Below are 16440 nucleotides of genomic sequence, written 5' to 3'. Positions count from 1 at the left end.
TAGTTCCGCTAGCTAATAGCGCCCGCCGTAGCGCTCATCATTCTCGATGGCCTTAATGATCCGCTGATTGATCTGCAGCATCTGGCGGATCTGCGTACGGGTGAGGCTATCCATTACGGACTTGCGCGCCTGCTTAGCGTGCCCTGGAGCAGTCTCAACTACCTTGTCCCAGCCGCTATCCGTCAGCTGTGCCATGGTGGTGCGTCCATCAGTCGGGCACGGCTGGCGCACAACCCACCCCTGCTTTTCTAGGCGCGTAACGACCTGACTCAAACGAGACAAAGAACCATTGGCAGTAATCGCTAGGTCACGCATACGCATTTCGCGATTCTCCGCTTCAGAAAGCCGCGAGAGCACTGTGTATTCAAAAAAGCTCAGACCTGCATCATCACGCAGCTGAGCATCCAAAATATTGGTCAATCGAATATTTACGCTCATTAGCGACATAAATGATGCCAGTTCTTCATCATTTAGCCAGTAGTCATCGCGCTCAGTCATGGGATTTATTGTATCAATTTGGCTTTAATTCTAAAGTGACTCGCCACTCCCCGAACAGCAATTCGCAGCCAAATCTTTGCCCCAGTTTATAACACCATTATTTGTTCTTGTTGACCTAGCAACATTAAAATTTTAATGATGCGAAAAAGTTCGCACCATCATCTCTCTCTGAAGGAGTAAGCCTTTGTCTACACCTCAATTTCCCGACCCGAATAACCAAGACGGTAGCCCATACGGACAGCAGCCCTATGGTGCCCAGCAGCCAAACCCACAGCAGGGTTACGGCATTCCTCAGCAGCTGGGCTTCGCGGCCCCTCAGCAGCCCCAAAAGAAGAAGGGCGGCTGCATGAAGTGGGGTCTCATCATTCTCGGAATAATCGTTGTCATCGGAATTATCAGCGCTATTACAGGAGGAGGGGATTCGAACGACTCCTCCTCTAATTCTGGCTCTCAGGGCTCTGAGTCTGCCAACAATGCGTCTGATAATGGCAAGGAAAAAGAAGCGCCCGCCAAGGATGAGTCCACTGAATTCGCTCTGGGTGAAACCTACACCACCAAGGACGGGCTAGAAATTACAATCAACAATGCCCAGCCTTCCACCGATGTTTTCGGCGACACCTATCTTGGAGCTGAAGTCACTTACGTGAACAATAGCGATAAGGAGAAGGACTTTAATCCTTTTGACTGGAGCGTTCAGACTCCGGCCGGCGTAGTCTCCGATTACGCTATCAATGGATTTGATGACCAGCTCGATTCTGGCAAACTAACACCAGGTGGCACCGTTACTGGAACCCTCTATTTTGAGGGCGCGGACCCAGGTGAATACCGTCTAATTTGGAAGCCCACTTTCTCTTTCAGCTCCGATACTGCAACTTGGGTTTCTACTATCTAACCCATCCCAATTAAAGCCCCAGATTTTTCTCTGGGGCCATTTTCGTTTTTACTACTTACAAATTCATCTGGCACTGAATTTGAACCTCAAAGCCAACCCCCGGAGAACTCGCACTAAAGAGACTTCGCAGCCGCAATTTCCTTTCGGCTAAATCGGTCGCTGCGCTCTCGGCAGCTTCTCTACCACCAAACGATAGGAATCCGTGACTAACTCCTCTATCAGCTGTTGGTGCAGCTCTGCGTGTGGGTAGACAGAAACCCAGTGCTTCTTATTCATGTGATACCCCGGCGCAATGAACGGGTATTGCTGCCGTAGAGCCTGTCCGTCTTCCGGGTCGGCCTTAACAATCATTTGCTCTTGGCCCGCCACCGCGGTCAACAACAAGAAAACCTTGCCGCGTACTTTAAATACTTCCCAGTCAGGCCCGAAAGGATGCTGTACCTGCGAGCCGAGCATCTCTCCGGCGCGTTGGCGGGCAACTGCGTAGATACCACTACCGTCCATCATCGGCTCCCTCTTCGAGACTGGCTTAGTGCTGTCTTCAACGATATCGTCCATCCAAACCTCGGTTTTCGTCGACGGTTTTGCCGGTTTATATGGACGAAAATGGTGATCCGAGTGGAGCGCTCACCATTGTGTCACTTCTCAGAGCTCCTGGGAACGACCGCGGAAATAAAATATGTCCGGCCCCTCCGAAGAGGGAGCCGGACTTCATGCTGTGGAGCATAGGAGAATCGAACTCCTGACCTTCTGCTTGCAAAGCAGATGCTCTACCAATTGAGCTAATGCCCCATTGTTCCGTGGTGGGCCTAGCTGGAATCGAACCAGCGACCTCATCGTTATCAGCGATGCGCTCTAACCGACTGAGCTATAGGCCCTTGTGCGGAACGAGAATTAACTCTACATACTATCCCCGGATTTATACAAATCGCCTGCTCAACAGATATTTCTTGCAACTCAAAAGCGGGGAAAGATTCGCACGGAAGAAAGAAAAATGCCGGCACCCGAAGGTGCCGGCATCTTCCAGAACGAGAGAGGCGCTAGCGGTTGTCTAGGTCGACCCGCAGGCCGCCAAAGACGTCCACGATGGCGTTGTAAATAACCGCCATCAGTGGTGCCAGCAACGTAAGGAGAACGGCGAAAATAACGCCGATGAGCGCGGAGGCGGAGATAATGACACCGAAGGTGACCTCGAATCCGCCGCCCACGCCGCCGACGAGGCTATTGAGCGATTCCCAGATGCCCACCTGGTTCAGGCCGATGTAGAGCAGGCATACGGCCAGCATCCAGGCAATGAGTCCGACGAGTGACAAGGCCAGACCAACGCGGAACGCGGAAGTGGGCGAGATTCGCGTAATCGTTACGTCTCGTCGTGCCATTAATTACTCCTCATCCTTGGAGGCATCGCCAGCCTTGTGCTCCTGCTGGACCTCATCCACGGTCTTTTCGCCCTTGGCTACAGCCTGAGCGTCTTCCTCACCATCTTCTTCGACGTTGCGGTCGATGGCAAGCAGTTCGACGTCGTCGGCCAGGTTCACCAAGCGCACACCCATGGTCGCACGGGAGGACGGACGAATCTGGTCCACCTCGGTGCGGATGACGCCGCCGGCGGAGGTGATGGCGAAGATCTCGTCATCCTCATCGACGGAGATGGCGCCGATGAGCTTGCCGCGCTTCGGGGTGTACTTGAAGGTCATAACACCCAAGCCACCGCGGCCCTGCGGGGTGTATTCCTCAATGGCGGTGCGCTTGCCGTAGCCGCCAGAAGTGGCTACCAAAAGGAACTCGCCATCGTGGACCACGGACATGGATAGCAGCTGGTCATCGCCGCGGAAGCGCATGCCCTTCACACCGGCGGTAGCGCGGCCCATGGGGCGCAGCTGGTCGTCGTCGGCAGTAAAGCGGATAGCTTGGCCCTGCTCGGAGGTAAGCAGGATGTCATCGCCCTCGGAGACGAGCTGTGCGCCGATGAGCGCATCGCCCTCGTTGAGATTGATGGCGATAAGGCCAGCGGAACGCGCGGACTCATAATCGGTCAGGCGGGACTTCTTCACGCGGCCCTGCTGGGTGGCGAGGACCAGGTAAGGAGCGTCCTCGTAGGACTGGATCTGGATAACCTGAGCGATCTTTTCTTCCGGCTGGAATTCCAGCAGGTTAGCTACGTGCTGGCCGCGTGCGGCGCGACCGCCCTCTGGCAGTTCATAGGCCTTGAGGCGGTAAACACGGCCGAAGTTGGTAAAGAACAAGATCCAGTCGTGCGTGGAGCAGACGAAGAAGTTCTTCACAATATCGTCCTGCTTGAGCTCAGCGCCGCGCACGCCCTTGCCGCCACGCTTTTGCGCCTTATAGGAATCCACCTTGGTGCGCTTAGCGTAGCCGGTAGAGGTAATGGTGACCACGACGTTCTCGCGGGCGATGAGGTCCTCATCGGTGACATCGCCGGTCGCCGGAATAATTTCGGTGCGGCGTTCATCGCCATACTTATCGACGATCTCTGCCAGCTCATCGTGGACAATCTGGCGCTGACGCTCCTCGCGGGCGAGGATATCCTTCAGGTCGGCGATTTCGCGCTCGATCTCGGCCAACTCGTCGATGATCTTCTGGCGCTCCAGTGCAGCCAGCTTGCGTAGCTGCATGGCTAGGATGGCATCGGCCTGGATATCGTCGACGTCGAGAAGCTCCTTCAAGCCTTCGCGCGCCTCGTCCACGGTGGGCGAACGACGAATAAGGGCGATGACCTCATCCAGCATATCCAGGGCCTTGACCAAACCGCGCAAGATGTGGGCGCGCTTCTCGGCCTCGTTCAAGCGGTACTGGGTACGGCGAACGATGACCTCGATCTGGTGCTCCACGTAGTAGCGCAGCATCTGATCCAGGCGGAGGGTGCGCGGCACGCCATCGACGATGGAGAGCATATTCGCGCCGAAGGACGTCTGCAGCTGGGAGTGCTTGTAGAGGTTATTGAGCACCACGCGAGCCACGGCATCGCGCTTAAGGGTGACCACGATGCGCATGCCAACACGGTCGGAGGACTCATCCTCAATCTTGGAGATGCCCGCGATCTTGCCGCTGGCCACGGATTCCGCGATATTGGAGATGAGGTTATCCGGGTTGACCTGGAACGGTAGCTCGGTAATCACAATGGTCTGGCGGGATCCAGACTCCTCAATGGAGGTCACACCGCGCATGCGGATGGAGCCGCGGCCGGTGGTGTAGGCATCCTTGATGCCCTGATCGCCCACAATGAGGCCAGCGGTGGGGAAATCCGGGCCCTTAACGCGTTCCATGCAAGCTTCCAGCGCAGCCTCTTCATCGGCGTCTGGATTATCCAGTAGCCAGTAGATGGCCTCGGCCAGCTCGTTGAGGTTATGTGGCGGGATATTGGTGGCCATACCCACGGCAATGCCGCCAGAACCGTTCATGAGCAGGTTCGGAACGCGGGACGGCAGTACGTCCGGCTCGCTGGTCTTGCCATCGTAGTTGGGCGAGAAATCCACGGTGTTCTCGCGGATATCGCGCACCATCTCCATGGCCAGCGGGGTGAGCTTACACTCCGTATAACGCATTGCTGCCGGGCCATCGTTACCGCGGGAGCCGAAGTTACCCTGGCCATCCACCAGTGGGTAGCGCATATTCCAGGACTGGGCCAGACGCACCAAGGTGTCATAGATGGCGGAGTCACCGTGCGGGTGGAACTGACCCATGGTGTCCGAGACCGGACGGGCGGACTTCACGTAGCCGCGCTCCGGGCGGTAACCGGAATCGAACATCGCATAGAGGATACGGCGGTGCACCGGCTTCAGGCCATCGCGCACCTCCGGCAGGGCACGGCCGACGATGACGGACATGGCGTAGTCGATGTAGCTCGACTCCATCTCCTCATTAATGTCAATGGGAAATATGCGATCAAAAAGATCGTCGTTATTGTCACTCATAACCCCAAACTCTACCCTCTAGAGCCTTTCAGAACTCGAATTGCCGCACGGATGGTATCACCGTGGTATCACTTGGGTATGGCGATGACATTGCGACTTACGGACGAACAGGATCACGCGCTCACGCTACTGGCTTCCGCGCAGGGCACCTCCAAGCACGAGGCGGTGGTGCGCGCCGTTGTTGCGGCGGCAGCCCGCACGCTTGCCGACGCCCACGTGCAGTCCACCGCCCGGGCCCTCCTCCCCGGCCGCGCTGAGCTGGAGGCGGAAATCCGCCGTGCCCGGCCTGCACAGTCCTAGCTAAGCATGAGTACTGAACAGCTCTACCTCTTGGCTCGCGAATTTTGTGCTCGTTTTAACGTCCGCATCATCAATTTCGCCGCCCTGGCGGCCGCGGCGGCTGCGAGCACCGCCAAGGTGGAAGGAATAGCCATTCATGACAACCACCGCGATGCCGCCCACGCCATGGCGGAGGTATTAGCCCGCGTGCCAGCGCTTAACGGGTATAACGCAGAGTTCGCAAAGTTCAGCGCGCGCGTCTACCTTAGTGTTAAAGAAGTTACCTAAGTTGCTGGGGATAGTGACCCAAGAAAGGAACTACCACCATGTCCCACTTCAAAAAGATCGCCGCCTCGAGCCTGACCGCCGTGGCGCTAGCTGCCACCGCCGTCACTGCTCCTACCGCCACCGCCGCTGATGCCGATTCCTGGCAGGAGAACGTAAATCCGGACTTTCAGCCGGGCGAGGCCGGTGGTTCCTCTACCGGTTCTTCCCAGCTAGACCTCACCTTGATTATCACCGCAGCCGCCGCTGGCGTCACCGCGCTGGCCAGCGCCGTGGCGCTGTACTCCCCTAACGTGGATTTGGAGAAGGCGACGCGCGATGCTGGTTTGAACCAGATCGCCGATCAGATTGCTGCCATTCAGGCCACCCTCCCTGGCCTGCCGGGCCAGCCCGCCTAACTCACGTAAGGTGGTGCAGCATGGCACATCTTTCTGAACTTATGTCAGGTCCGCAGCGCACTGCGGTGATTAACGATTGCGGCGAGCTGGTTGAGGGGGTCGTCGCCAAGCAATCGGGCATTACCGGCATGGCGCTCAAGGGCGCCGTCGCCGCCGCAAAGAAGGTCGACTCCGCCATCATTACCAAAGCATTAAGCCGCGTGTTGCCGGATGTTCTCGATGCCCTGGATCCGCACTGGCAGGAATTTTCGGAAAGTTCCGAGCAGGATTTCGGTTCCTTCCTGGAACCGCGCAGCGCCCAGGTGAGCGATTCCATTATGTCGGTGGCCGATAAGCATGCCGAGCAGATTAACTCCCCCGCGCTGTCTAAGCCTTATAACTCCTTGCGCGGTAAGGCCTCGAAATTCCTCACCCCTGCGGTCCCGGATTTCGGCCGCGTGCTGCAGAAGCACATGTAGCCTCCGCACGCTTGAACCTAAATCAGACCGCAGAGTATAAGTGTGGAAGTGACTACTTCCGCAGCTAACCAGACCGAGTACCCCGCCGGCCAAGATCCCGCCCGCTGGCGGGTGCTTATCGTTTTGCTCACGGCGCTCTTCATGTCCCTGCTGAGCGTGTCCATCGTGAACGTAGCCCTGCCCTCTATTCAATCGGGCCTGGGAGCCTCTGAGTCCGATGTGCAATGGGTGCTCTCCGGCTATGCGCTCACCTTTGGTGTCATCCTTGTGGCGGCCGGCCGTGCCGGAGATCTCTTCGGCCGCGGCGGCATCTTTCTAGCAGGCATTGCTATCTATTCCCTCAGCGCCGCCGTCGCCGGCTTTGCCCCTAACGCGGAGGCACTCAACGCCGCCCGCTTTATCCAAGGCATAGGCGCTGGGCTGCTCAATCCGCAGGGCGTGGGAATGATCCAGCAGTACTTCCGCGGTCCGGAACGCGCCCGCGCCTTCGGCTACTTTGGCTCCACGGTGGGCATCGCCGTGGCCATCGGACCGGTACTGGGCGGCCTGCTCATTCGCCTCGGCAGCGCGGACCTAGGTTGGCGGCTGACCATGCTGGTCAATTTCCCCGTCGGCCTTATCGCCATCATCTTAGGATTGCTGTGGTTTCCGCGGCCGCTATTTTCCCGCGTGCGCGATGAAAATGGCAATAAACTGGGCATCTTCAAGGCCCTTGCCACCCTGGACCCCATCGGTGCGGTGATTCTCGGTGCTGCAGTGTGGGCCATCCTCTTCCCCTTCATGGAATCGTCCGCTTCCCCGGCCGTGTGGTGGCTCCTACTACTGGGCGCCGTCCTCCTTGTGGGTTGGGTGCTATGGGAGCGCCGCCACAAGGCCACCGGCCATCCGCCAATGGTGGATCTCACTATTTTCGCCACCCCGAGTTTTCGCAATGGCACCATCATCGCCACCTTGTGGTTTATGGGTATTACCAGCATTTGGGTGCTCGTGGCACTCTACTTCCAAAGCGGACTCGGACACTCCGCCCTGGCTGCCGGATCCGTAGGCATTCCGGCCGCCTTGTTGAGCTCCATATCTGCCACACTGGCCGGTCGATCCGTTTCCGTTTATGGGCGCAAGGTCGTGGTACTTGGCATGCTGGTGACCATCTTCGGTCTGGTGGCCACAATTGCGCTTATCTGGGCCACCGAGCAGTGGGGAGCCAGCGAATGGTGGATGGTCCTTTCGCTGGCCTTTGTTGGCGGCGGCCAAGGCTCGGTCATCTCCCCCAACCAAACGCTCACTTTGGCGCACGTTCCACAGGCCTACGCCGGATCGTCCGGCGCCGTCCTCCAAACCGGCCAGCGCATCGGTACGGCCATTGGGCTTGCCGTTATTACGGCCATCGTTTTTGCCACCTTGCACGGCACAAGCGCGGACTGGCCGCTGTCCATCATTGCCGGCTTCGGCGTCATCCTCGCCATGTGCCTCGCTTCCCTAGGATTCGCCGTAGCGGATCAGCGCAGCTCCCAGGCCTAGGCCCGGCGCTTTCTGACGCCACAATTAAAGTCCACCGCGGTAAATTCCACGGTGGGCTTCGTGCTGCGCTCTAGATATCCAGGAAGCGGACGTCCTTCGCGCGGCGGGTGATGAAGGAGCGGCGAGCCGAGACATCATCACCCATGAGGATGGAGAAGAGCTCATCGGCGCGCTGCGCGTCTTCCAAGTCCACACGGCGCAGGATGCGGGTGCTCGGGTCAAGCGTGGTCTCCCACAGCTCGGCGGCGTTCATCTCGCCCAGACCCTTGTAGCGCTGGATGCCGTCATCCTTATTGATCTTGCGGTTTTGCTCCAAGCCCTCGGCCAGCAGTTTATCGCGCTCGGCGTCGGAAAAAGCATAGCCCGGAGTACCCTTAGACCACTTGAGCTTGTACAGCGGCGGGTTAGCTAGGAACACGTGGCCGTCCTCAACCAGCTGCGGCATGAAGCGGAAGAGCAAGGTCAGAAGCAGCGTAGCGATGTGCTGGCCGTCAACGTCGGCATCGGCCATGAGCACGATCTTGTCGTAGCGCAGCTTCTTGATATCGAATTCCTCGTGAATGCCGGTACCCAGCGCGGTAATAATCGCCTGGACCTCGGCATTCTTGAGCACCTTATCCATGCGGGCCTTCTCCACGTTCAGGATCTTGCCGCGCAGCGGCAGGATGGCCTGGAACATGGAATCGCGGCCTCCCTTAGCGGAGCCACCTGCAGAGTCACCCTCCACGATGTAGAGCTCGGAAATCTTCGGATCCTTCGAGCGGCAGTCTGCAAGCTTGCCTGGCAGGCCACCGAGGTCGGTGGCGGACTTGCGGCGCACCATCTCGCGAGCCTTGCGGGCAGCCATGCGAGCATGCGCGGAGGAAACAGCCTTATTGATAATGGCCTTAGCCTCTGCCGGGTTGGCATCGAACCAGTCATTGACGTGCTCGTTGACCGCGCGCTGGACAAAGCCCTTGATCTCGGAATTGCCCAACTTGGTCTTGGTCTGGCCCTCGAACTGCGGATCACCCACTTTGACGGAAATGACGGCCGCCAAGCCTTCGCGGCAGTCATCGCCGGAGAGGTTACCGTCCTTTTCCTTGAGGAGCTTATGCTCCTTGGCGTAGCGGTTCATCAGGGAGGTTAGGGCCGCACGGAAGCCCTCTTCGTGCGTGCCGCCCTCGTGGGTGTTGATGGTATTGGCAAAGGTGTGAACGGACTGCTTATAGCCCTGGTTCCACTGCAGCGCTACCTCTACCTCGTGATCCTCGCCCTTCGCATCGAAGGAAACGATGGTCGGGTGGATCGCGGTCTTGGACTTATTGAGGTACTTGACGTAGTCGGTCAAGCCATCCGGGTAGTGGAAGGTTACCTTCTTGCGGCGCTTCTTCTCTGCCGCAGCGTCCTCCGCCTCGCCGGATTCTTCGTTGAAGGTATCGCCGGCGTCCGGGGCATCATCGAAGGAGGTTTCATCCGCGCTGGTCTCGCCGGATTCTGCATCGGCGATTTCCTCCAGCTCGATCTGCTCTTCGGTGACGCGCTCGTCAATGAGCTCAATGCTCAGGCCCTTGTTCAGGAAGGCCATTTCCTGCAGGCGGCGGGCGATGGTGTCGTAATCGTACTCGGTAGTTTCAAAAACTTCCGGGTCCGCCCAGAAACGAATCTTGGTGCCCGTGCCGCGGGCATTGCCACCCTCAACGAGCTCGTCTGGGATGGCGTTCTGGAAGTTTTGGTACCAATGCTTGCCGTCGCGCTTAATCTCCGCCTCCACGCGGGTAGAAAGCGCGTTCACCACGGAAATGCCGACACCGTGCAGGCCGCCGGAAACGGCGTAGGAGTCGGAGTCGAACTTACCGCCGGCGTGCAGCTGGGTCATGACCACCTGGATGGTAGGTGCACCAGAGGCGTGCATTTCTACCGGGATGCCACGGCCATTATCGATGACCTCTACGCCGCCATCTTCCAGCAGCTTGACGGTAACTTTGTCGGCGTAGCCGGCCATGGCCTCATCGACGGAGTTATCAACGATCTCCCAAATGAGGTGGTGCAGGCCGCGCGAACCGGTCGAACCAATGTACATGCCGGGGCGCTTACGGACGGCCTCGAGGCCCTCCAGGATCGTAATTGACCCGGCATCATATGCGTGTTCTTCAGCCACGGATTCGTGCTCTCCTTTTGGCTATAGCTAATTCTAAGACCTTGACTATTCTACACGGATACCCCCTACTGAAAGACACCCCACACCCGTGAGAGATAGGAATCTGGGGCGCTCTGAGGTTATTTACGTTGTGCAGGTCTGAGTAAACCTCAGCCTATTAGCCGTATGTATCTTGTGATCCTTGCGGTTTGACCCACTGCCGCCCCTCATAATTGCGCCTTTGTTTCGGCCCGTGAATCCGCAGTTCCACAATGACATCGGGGCCTAGGCGGTCAGAGATTTTCCGCAGGATTTGGCGCTGCAGGTAACGCAGCTCCGTTGCCCAGGTGGAGTTATCGCAGGATACATAGACAATCTTGTCTTTAATCCGCTGCGGCTGCGTATGCGCGGCAATGCGCTCGCCCACCAGATGCTCCCAATTGCCCATCACCCAGCCATTAGCCAGATCATGCTCCCACCCACGATTGACCACCTCGCGGTTAATTTGGGATCCCAGGCTCGGCACGGCCAGCGTGCGCCGTTTCTTTCTGCCATCCGGACCCGTAGGCCAGCCGCGTTGGTAGCCCATATACCCCTGCTTTTGCGCCTTCTCCAGCGAGGGCACCGGCATCTTCGGTACCGGGCGGGTCAGCTTCGGCGGGTTTTTGGAGGTGGACCGAACCAGCTTGAAGTACTGGGTGACGGGATCGATGCGCTGCTTGCCGACGCCCCCTTGATCCTCACTCATTCCCCTCACCTTCCTCAGCGGCATCTTGAGCAAGATCTTCGGCAGAATCTTCGGCGCTGAGCTTGGAAATGCGGCCGGTCTCGGTATCTTCTACGCTCACGCGGTAGCGCACGATGGGCTCCAAGTTTCCGGGCAGATCTTCATCCACGGCCGCGGTGATAAGCACCTGTTCGGCCTCGGCGGCCAAGTGGACCAGCTGCTTGCGGCGCTTGGCATCGAGCTCGGCAAAGACATCATCCAAGATGAGCACCGGATCGGAGCCTCCCTCCTGGCGCAGGAGGTTGAATTCCGCCAGGCGCAGCGCGATGGCATAGGACCACGTCTCGCCGTGGCTGGCAAAGCCCTTGGCCGGCTGATCACCCAGGTTAAGCACCAGATCATCGCGGTGCGGACCCACCAGGGAAATGCCGCGTTCGATCTCGCGCTGCCGGGCGCTGGCCAGCTCGGTGAGCAGAACCGCTTCGAGCACCTCGCGATCGGAGGTATCGATCGTGGACTTATACTCCACGTGTGCCGGCCGCGATTCTGGCGCCAGGCCGGAATAGGCGGCGGGGATGTGGTCCAAGAGGGCGTCGACAAGCGCAAGGCGCGCGGCGATCACCTGGGCACCAAGTCGGGCAAGCTGCGCATCCCAAGTATCCAAGGTGGCCAAGGCAGCGGCGCCATCGCTATTGGAATAGCCGCGGCGCAGGCTACCGGAGGCCGATTTCAGCAGGGCATTGCGTTGCTTGAGCACCTTGTCGTAGTCGGCCTTCACACCCGCTAAGCGCGGAGTCCGCGAGGCAATGATGCTATCGAGGTAGGCGCGGCGCCCAGCCGGTTCCCCGCGCACCAGGGCCAAATCCTCCGGGGAGAAGAGCACAGTTTTTACCACGCCCAGCAGCTCACGGGGGCTGCGCAGGCGGGTGCGATTAATCTGCGCCTGGTTGGCCGCGTGGGGCTTAATCAACAAATGGGTAGTAAGCTCGCGGCCCTGGTTCACCGCGGTAATGGATACCCGCGCGCTATCCGCGCCCTGGCGCACCAGCGGTGCATCGTGGGAAACGCGGTGGGAGGAAAGATGGGCGGTATAGCCAATGGCCTCAACGATGTTGGTCTTGCCAAAGCCATTGCGCCCGACAAAAAGGGTGATCCCCGGCCCTAGCTGCACATTAAGTTCGGGCCACGAGCGAAAATCCCGAACATCGAGATCCCTGACGTACATTAGCCCGGCAGGCGAACCGGCATGAGCAGGTAGGTGAAGTTGGTCTCCGGCGTGGGGAAGTTGCCATCTTCATCGGCCTCAGGCAGCTCTTCCGGTTCTGGGATCATGATGGCTGGACGCGAAGGCTCGGTAAAGCCGAAGACCACGCGGGCGGTATTGATGACGCCCAAGCCATCCTTGAGGTAGCCCGGATTGAAGGCGATGAGGAATTCATCGCGGCCATGAAATGCACACGGCAGGGTCTCGGTCGCGTTACCAGCATCCGCACCGGCGGAAAGGGTTACCTGGCCATCGGCGAATTCCATCCGAATCTGCGCGTTGCGATCCGTCAGCAAAGACACGCGGCGAATTGCTTCCTGCAACGGGGCGACCTCAATGGAGGCAATATTGGTGTGGTTCTTCGGCAGCAGGGGTTGCACATTAGGGAAGTCCGCATCCAGCATGCGCGTGGTGGTCTCACGATTATCCGCGTGCAGGCCAAAGAGGCCATCGGCACCAATATTGTCATCGGTTCCCACAGCGATTTCCACTGGGATATTTAGGTGCGGATCCAAGGAACGACCGGTTTCCTGCAGGGTCTTCGCAGGTACCAAGAGTTTCGCTTCTACATCTGGCGACTTCGGCTCCCATTCCAAGGTGCGCATGGCCAGCCGGAAGCGGTCCGTTGCCGTCATCTCAATGTCCTTGCCACGGATATCCATGTGCACACCGGTGAGCATGGGCAAGGTGTCATCCTTGCCGGCCGCAGCGGCGACCTGATGGATGGCCTCGACGAAGAGCTGTGGCTGGATGGTGCCGGTAACCTCCGGCAGGACCGGAAGCTGCGGGTAATCATCCAAAGGGATCAGTGGCAGCTCAAAGCGGGAAGAACCACAAGTAACCAGGGCCTTGGAATCTACCTGGGAGATCTCCACTTCCTTGTTGGGCAGGGAAGCGACGATGTCAGAGAGGAGCTTGCCGGCTACCGCGATCTGTCCGGGTTCATCCACCATTCCGGCGATTCGGACGCGGGTGGACACCTCGTAATCGAAGCCAGTGAACTCAAGACCATTGTCATCCGCGGTGATCAGCATCGCGCGGAGGACAGGCTGGGTGACCTTGGACGGCAGGCTACGAGCAACCCACGCTACGGCGTTGGCAAGGTCATCTTTGGCCACGCGAAATGACACGGCTTCATCCATGGTGCGAAGAGCTCCTCTGGGGCAAGTAGGAAATTTGTTACTTACAAAAGACTGGCTTCCAACTTACCGTATCGGGCGCGGTGCGCCACAACGTGTAATTCCATCTTTGCCTGCCCGATCCGCGCCTGCCCGAAGGCAGGCCGGGCCGAATTCCACACACCCTCTTTCTTCTATACAGATCAGAGAAATAATTTAGTAGTAGTAATAAGCGCTGTGGGATCTGTGGGTAACTAGGTAAATGACAAGTTCAGGACACAGATCCGGGGTGTGCCAATTCTTGTGATCTTGCTGTGATCAATCGGGGCGAAATGTGGACAACTAACGGGATCGCCGTTTTATCCACAGGTTTTGTCATTTGATCACCGATCTACACACAGCGCTGATCACAGGGTGGTTCTCCCAGCATAGAGCCTGTGGAATTTAAAACTGTGAGTAAGATCTATGAATTACAAAGGTGGAATTACACAAGTGTGAATAACGCTGTGGATAACTCTTTTCGCAGTTAAGAGAGTACTTTTCGCGGACCTTCTGGGCTCTTTGTGGAATTACACGAAGGTGTAGGCGGCTGTGTGGACGGTTTGAACCAGGTTTCGGCGTCTCAGTCAAGAATCTCTGATCTGGTAGTTCTGGTCTCACCTTTAAGTAGTCCGAGCAGAATCCGCGAAGTGACAAAGGGCAGACAAAAGCGCCCTCCTTTATATAAGGAAGGCGCTGAAGCAGCGGTAGAGAAATTTAGGCGCGACCGCGATTCTTGATGCGCTGGGTGAGCGCCTGGATCTCGTCGTAAGTATTGCGCTTTTCAGTCATCTCTTTGCGGATCTTGCGATCCGCGTAAATGACGGTGGTGTGGTCTTTGCCGCCGAACTGTTCACCGATCTTGGGGAGGGATAGCTCCGTGAGCTCGCGGCACAGATACATAGCCAACTGGCGTGCATGCGCCACCGCACGCTTTTTGCCAGCGCCGCGCAGAGTCTCTACATCAATATCGAAGAATTCTGCCGTGACCTCCATGATCGAGGTAGCGGTGATTTGCCTATCGGCGGAATCTGGGGCCAAATCGCGCAACGCGATTTCTGCCATCTCTACGTTGATTGGCTCATTCACCAAGGAGGAATAGGCCGAAACGCGGATCAGTGCGCCCTCGAGCTCACGAATAGATGACTCAAAACGAGAAGCAATGAGCTCAAGCACGGAGCGATCCACTTCGGTGCCGTCATTGGCCGCCTTCTTCATCAAAATCGCGATACGCGTTTCTAGATCTGGCGGCTGAATATCGGTGATAAGACCGCCTTCAAAGCGGGTGCGGAGGCGATCTTCCAGCGTGGTTAGCTGCTTCGGTGGGCGGTCCGAGGACAAAATGATCTGCTTATTGGCTTGGTGCAGCGCATTGAAAGTATGGAAGAACTCTTCCTGGGTGGATTCTTTGCCTTCCAAAAACTGGATGTCATCGACCATCAAAATGTCGAGATTGCGGTAGCGCCGCTTGAATGATTCCTGACGGTCATCGCGCAGGGAATTAATATAGTCATTCGTGAATTCTTCCGAAGACACATACTTCACGCGCAGACCCGGATGTAGTACCTGGGCGTAATTGCCGGCGGCATGCAAAAGGTGCGTTTTGCCCAGCCCAGAGCCACCCCAGATAAATAGTGGGTTGTATGCACGGGCGGGATTCTCGGCCACAGCCACAGCGGCACCATTGGCAAAACGATTCGAAGAACCGATCACGAAGCTATCGAAGGTGTGCTTCGGATTGAGGGAAGTTTCACGGTTGGGATCGTGCGCCGGGGCCTCGCGCGGGATGCGGGCAGAATTGGTGGCAGCACCGGAGAAATTTCCCGCGGATTCTGCCTGCTGTTGGTTATAGTGCTGGGCCAGCTCATCCAGGCTTGCAGGGGCGTGACTCGACTGCCAATTATTCTGGGAAGGGGCCTGCTGTGCAGCGGCATCCGTTTGCTGCGGGCGCGGAATGTAGTTCTGGGTAGATTCCGTGTTCTGCGGCGGTTGCGCTTGAGGCGGTTGCTGTTGTTGAGGGGGTGCTGGCTGTGGTGCAGGGTCTGCGGCCGGGGGCTGTGGCTCTTGCGGGGTGGCAAGGGTAACCGCAAAGGAACACGGCCGGCCTAGGTGACGGGTTAATGCCTTGGCAATGTGCTCACCCAACTCATTTTCGACCACATTTTTGGCATCCAGGTTTTCGGCGGCAACGAGGGTGTAGCCCTCAACCATCATGATGGGGCGAACCAGTTGGAGGTAAAGGCGCTGTGAGTGCGAAAAACTGGGGACCTCGGAATTGGGTTGCTCGGATTGTGCGAGCAGGTCATCAACGACCGCGCGCCAAACGGCATGCAGGTTCGCTTGTGGGTCAGTCACAACAGGCTACCTTTGTGGAATTTAGTCGGGGACGGGTGGACATTGAATAACAATTTTCACTGCGGATTCCACCGTGGTTTTCACATCGGTTTTTATCGAGTCACCTCGATCTCCACAGAGTTATCCACAGGTGTGGATTAAATAGTTATTCACAGCTTAGTTCATGACTGTGGATAACTCCTCATTGGTTAGTTTATGGCCCTATGCTGCGGAAACTACAAAAGTCTCAAGCGTTGATTTAGAGTTATCCACATGACCGGTTGGGCTGTGGAATTTGATTCTTCTGTTCTACCGCCGAAACGGCGGGTGTGTCTAGCGAGAAAAATTCACCACCCGGGTGTGGGTTGGGGTGGGTCTTACTGCGTGATGGATTAGGTGCAGTAAGAACGCAGAATCTGGCCCTCTAGCTGCAGGAAAAAACATTTATGTAATTTCGGGTGTACCCGGGTGTCGATTTGTTCCCAGCGGCAGAAGTCACGTAATCTGACATGGTCTATTGCAACAAAGTGTTGCGCGTGAAAGTGACAGCGTCACCTCGCACCGGCTGGGCCCGTC

15 protein-coding genes and 2 tRNA genes are annotated in these 16440 nt (G+C 57.6%); 6 read left to right on the top strand and 11 right to left on the bottom strand.

The genetic code is table 11. The annotated features are described in order from the left end of the window. Positions 1-12: 12 nt before the first annotated feature. Positions 13-498, bottom strand: coding sequence for a MarR family winged helix-turn-helix transcriptional regulator (locus RAE04_RS05240; protein ID WP_284791745.1), 486 nt, complete (start codon positions 496-498; stop codon positions 13-15). A 184-nt stretch (positions 499-682) separates the two neighbouring features. Here RAE04_RS05240 and RAE04_RS05235 point away from each other — a divergent pair, with 184 nt between their 5' ends. Next, on the top strand, positions 683-1390 hold the full coding sequence (locus RAE04_RS05235) for a DUF4352 domain-containing protein (RefSeq protein ID WP_317026656.1): 708 nt from the start codon (positions 683-685) through the stop codon (positions 1388-1390). 147 nt (positions 1391-1537) lie between these two features. Here RAE04_RS05235 and RAE04_RS05230 read toward each other — a convergent pair whose 3' ends face one another. The 5 genes from RAE04_RS05230 to gyrA form a co-directional block, all read right to left on the bottom strand. Next, positions 1538-1948 carry an MmcQ/YjbR family DNA-binding protein gene (locus RAE04_RS05230; protein WP_317026655.1) on the bottom strand — a complete coding sequence of 137 codons (411 nt, stop codon included), beginning with the start codon at positions 1946-1948 and terminating at the stop codon, positions 1538-1540. Between the two features lie 161 nt (positions 1949-2109). Further along, a tRNA-Ala gene (locus RAE04_RS05225) sits at positions 2110-2182 on the bottom strand. Positions 2183-2191: 9 nt separating this feature from the next. After that, positions 2192-2268, bottom strand: a tRNA-Ile gene (locus tag RAE04_RS05220). A gap of 162 nt (positions 2269-2430) precedes the next feature. Continuing rightward, positions 2431-2769 (bottom strand): DUF3566 domain-containing protein, encoded by a 339-nt coding sequence (locus tag RAE04_RS05215; RefSeq protein ID WP_049378050.1) that lies wholly within the window; start codon positions 2767-2769, stop codon positions 2431-2433. A 3-nt stretch (positions 2770-2772) separates the two neighbouring features. After that, positions 2773-5325, bottom strand: a complete 2553-nt coding sequence (gene gyrA, locus RAE04_RS05210; protein WP_316327469.1) for a DNA gyrase subunit A — start codon at positions 5323-5325, stop codon at positions 2773-2775. A gap of 78 nt (positions 5326-5403) precedes the next feature. Here gyrA and RAE04_RS05205 point away from each other — a divergent pair, with 78 nt between their 5' ends. The 5 genes from RAE04_RS05205 to RAE04_RS05185 are packed head-to-tail and all read left to right on the top strand — an operon-like array spanning position 5404 to position 8263. Beyond that, positions 5404-5625, top strand: coding sequence for a hypothetical protein (locus RAE04_RS05205; protein WP_049359035.1), 222 nt, complete (start codon positions 5404-5406; stop codon positions 5623-5625). Between the two features lie 6 nt (positions 5626-5631). Further along, positions 5632-5892 carry a cell filamentation protein Fic gene (locus RAE04_RS05200; protein WP_317026654.1) on the top strand — a complete coding sequence of 87 codons (261 nt, stop codon included), beginning with the start codon at positions 5632-5634 and terminating at the stop codon, positions 5890-5892. Between the two features lie 38 nt (positions 5893-5930). Continuing rightward, positions 5931-6287 (top strand): hypothetical protein, encoded by a 357-nt coding sequence (locus RAE04_RS05195; RefSeq protein ID WP_317026653.1) that lies wholly within the window; start codon positions 5931-5933, stop codon positions 6285-6287. A 20-nt stretch (positions 6288-6307) separates the two neighbouring features. Then, a complete protein-coding gene (locus RAE04_RS05190; RefSeq protein WP_317026652.1) occupies positions 6308-6745 on the top strand; it encodes a DUF6918 family protein in 438 nt (145 codons plus the stop codon). Positions 6746-6787: 42 nt separating this feature from the next. Next, positions 6788-8263: an MFS transporter gene (locus RAE04_RS05185; protein ID WP_317026651.1), complete on the top strand. Its 1476-nt coding sequence runs from the start codon at positions 6788-6790 to the stop codon at positions 8261-8263. Positions 8264-8333: 70 nt separating this feature from the next. Here the strand turns inward: RAE04_RS05185 and gyrB are convergent, their stop codons facing one another. From gyrB to dnaA, 5 genes are all read right to left on the bottom strand, one after another. Next, positions 8334-10403 (bottom strand): DNA topoisomerase (ATP-hydrolyzing) subunit B, encoded by a 2070-nt coding sequence (gene gyrB, locus RAE04_RS05180; RefSeq protein ID WP_225746215.1) that lies wholly within the window; start codon positions 10401-10403, stop codon positions 8334-8336. 157 nt (positions 10404-10560) lie between these two features. Further along, positions 10561-11130 carry a DciA family protein gene (locus tag RAE04_RS05175; protein ID WP_317026650.1) on the bottom strand — a complete coding sequence of 190 codons (570 nt, stop codon included), beginning with the start codon at positions 11128-11130 and terminating at the stop codon, positions 10561-10563. Beyond that, positions 11123-12334, bottom strand: coding sequence for a DNA replication/repair protein RecF (gene recF, locus RAE04_RS05170; protein ID WP_317026649.1), 1212 nt, complete (start codon positions 12332-12334; stop codon positions 11123-11125). Before recF ends, RAE04_RS05175 begins: the two co-directional genes overlap by 8 nt. Continuing rightward, positions 12334-13515 carry a DNA polymerase III subunit beta gene (gene dnaN / locus RAE04_RS05165; RefSeq protein WP_317026648.1) on the bottom strand — a complete coding sequence of 394 codons (1182 nt, stop codon included), beginning with the start codon at positions 13513-13515 and terminating at the stop codon, positions 12334-12336. The genes recF and dnaN overlap by 1 nt, the downstream gene beginning before the upstream one ends. Positions 13516-14247: 732 nt before the next feature. Next, positions 14248-15885, bottom strand: coding sequence for a chromosomal replication initiator protein DnaA (dnaA, locus tag RAE04_RS05160; protein ID WP_239274528.1), 1638 nt, complete (start codon positions 15883-15885; stop codon positions 14248-14250). Between the last annotated feature and the right edge of the window lie 555 nt (positions 15886-16440).

It is taken from the genome of Corynebacterium sp. CTNIH16, assembly GCF_032821655.1.
Taxonomy (GTDB): domain Bacteria; phylum Actinomycetota; class Actinomycetes; order Mycobacteriales; family Mycobacteriaceae; genus Corynebacterium; species Corynebacterium marquesiae.
Note: the sequence above shows the minus strand (reverse complement) of the source record. Positions and strands in the feature narration are given on the sequence as shown.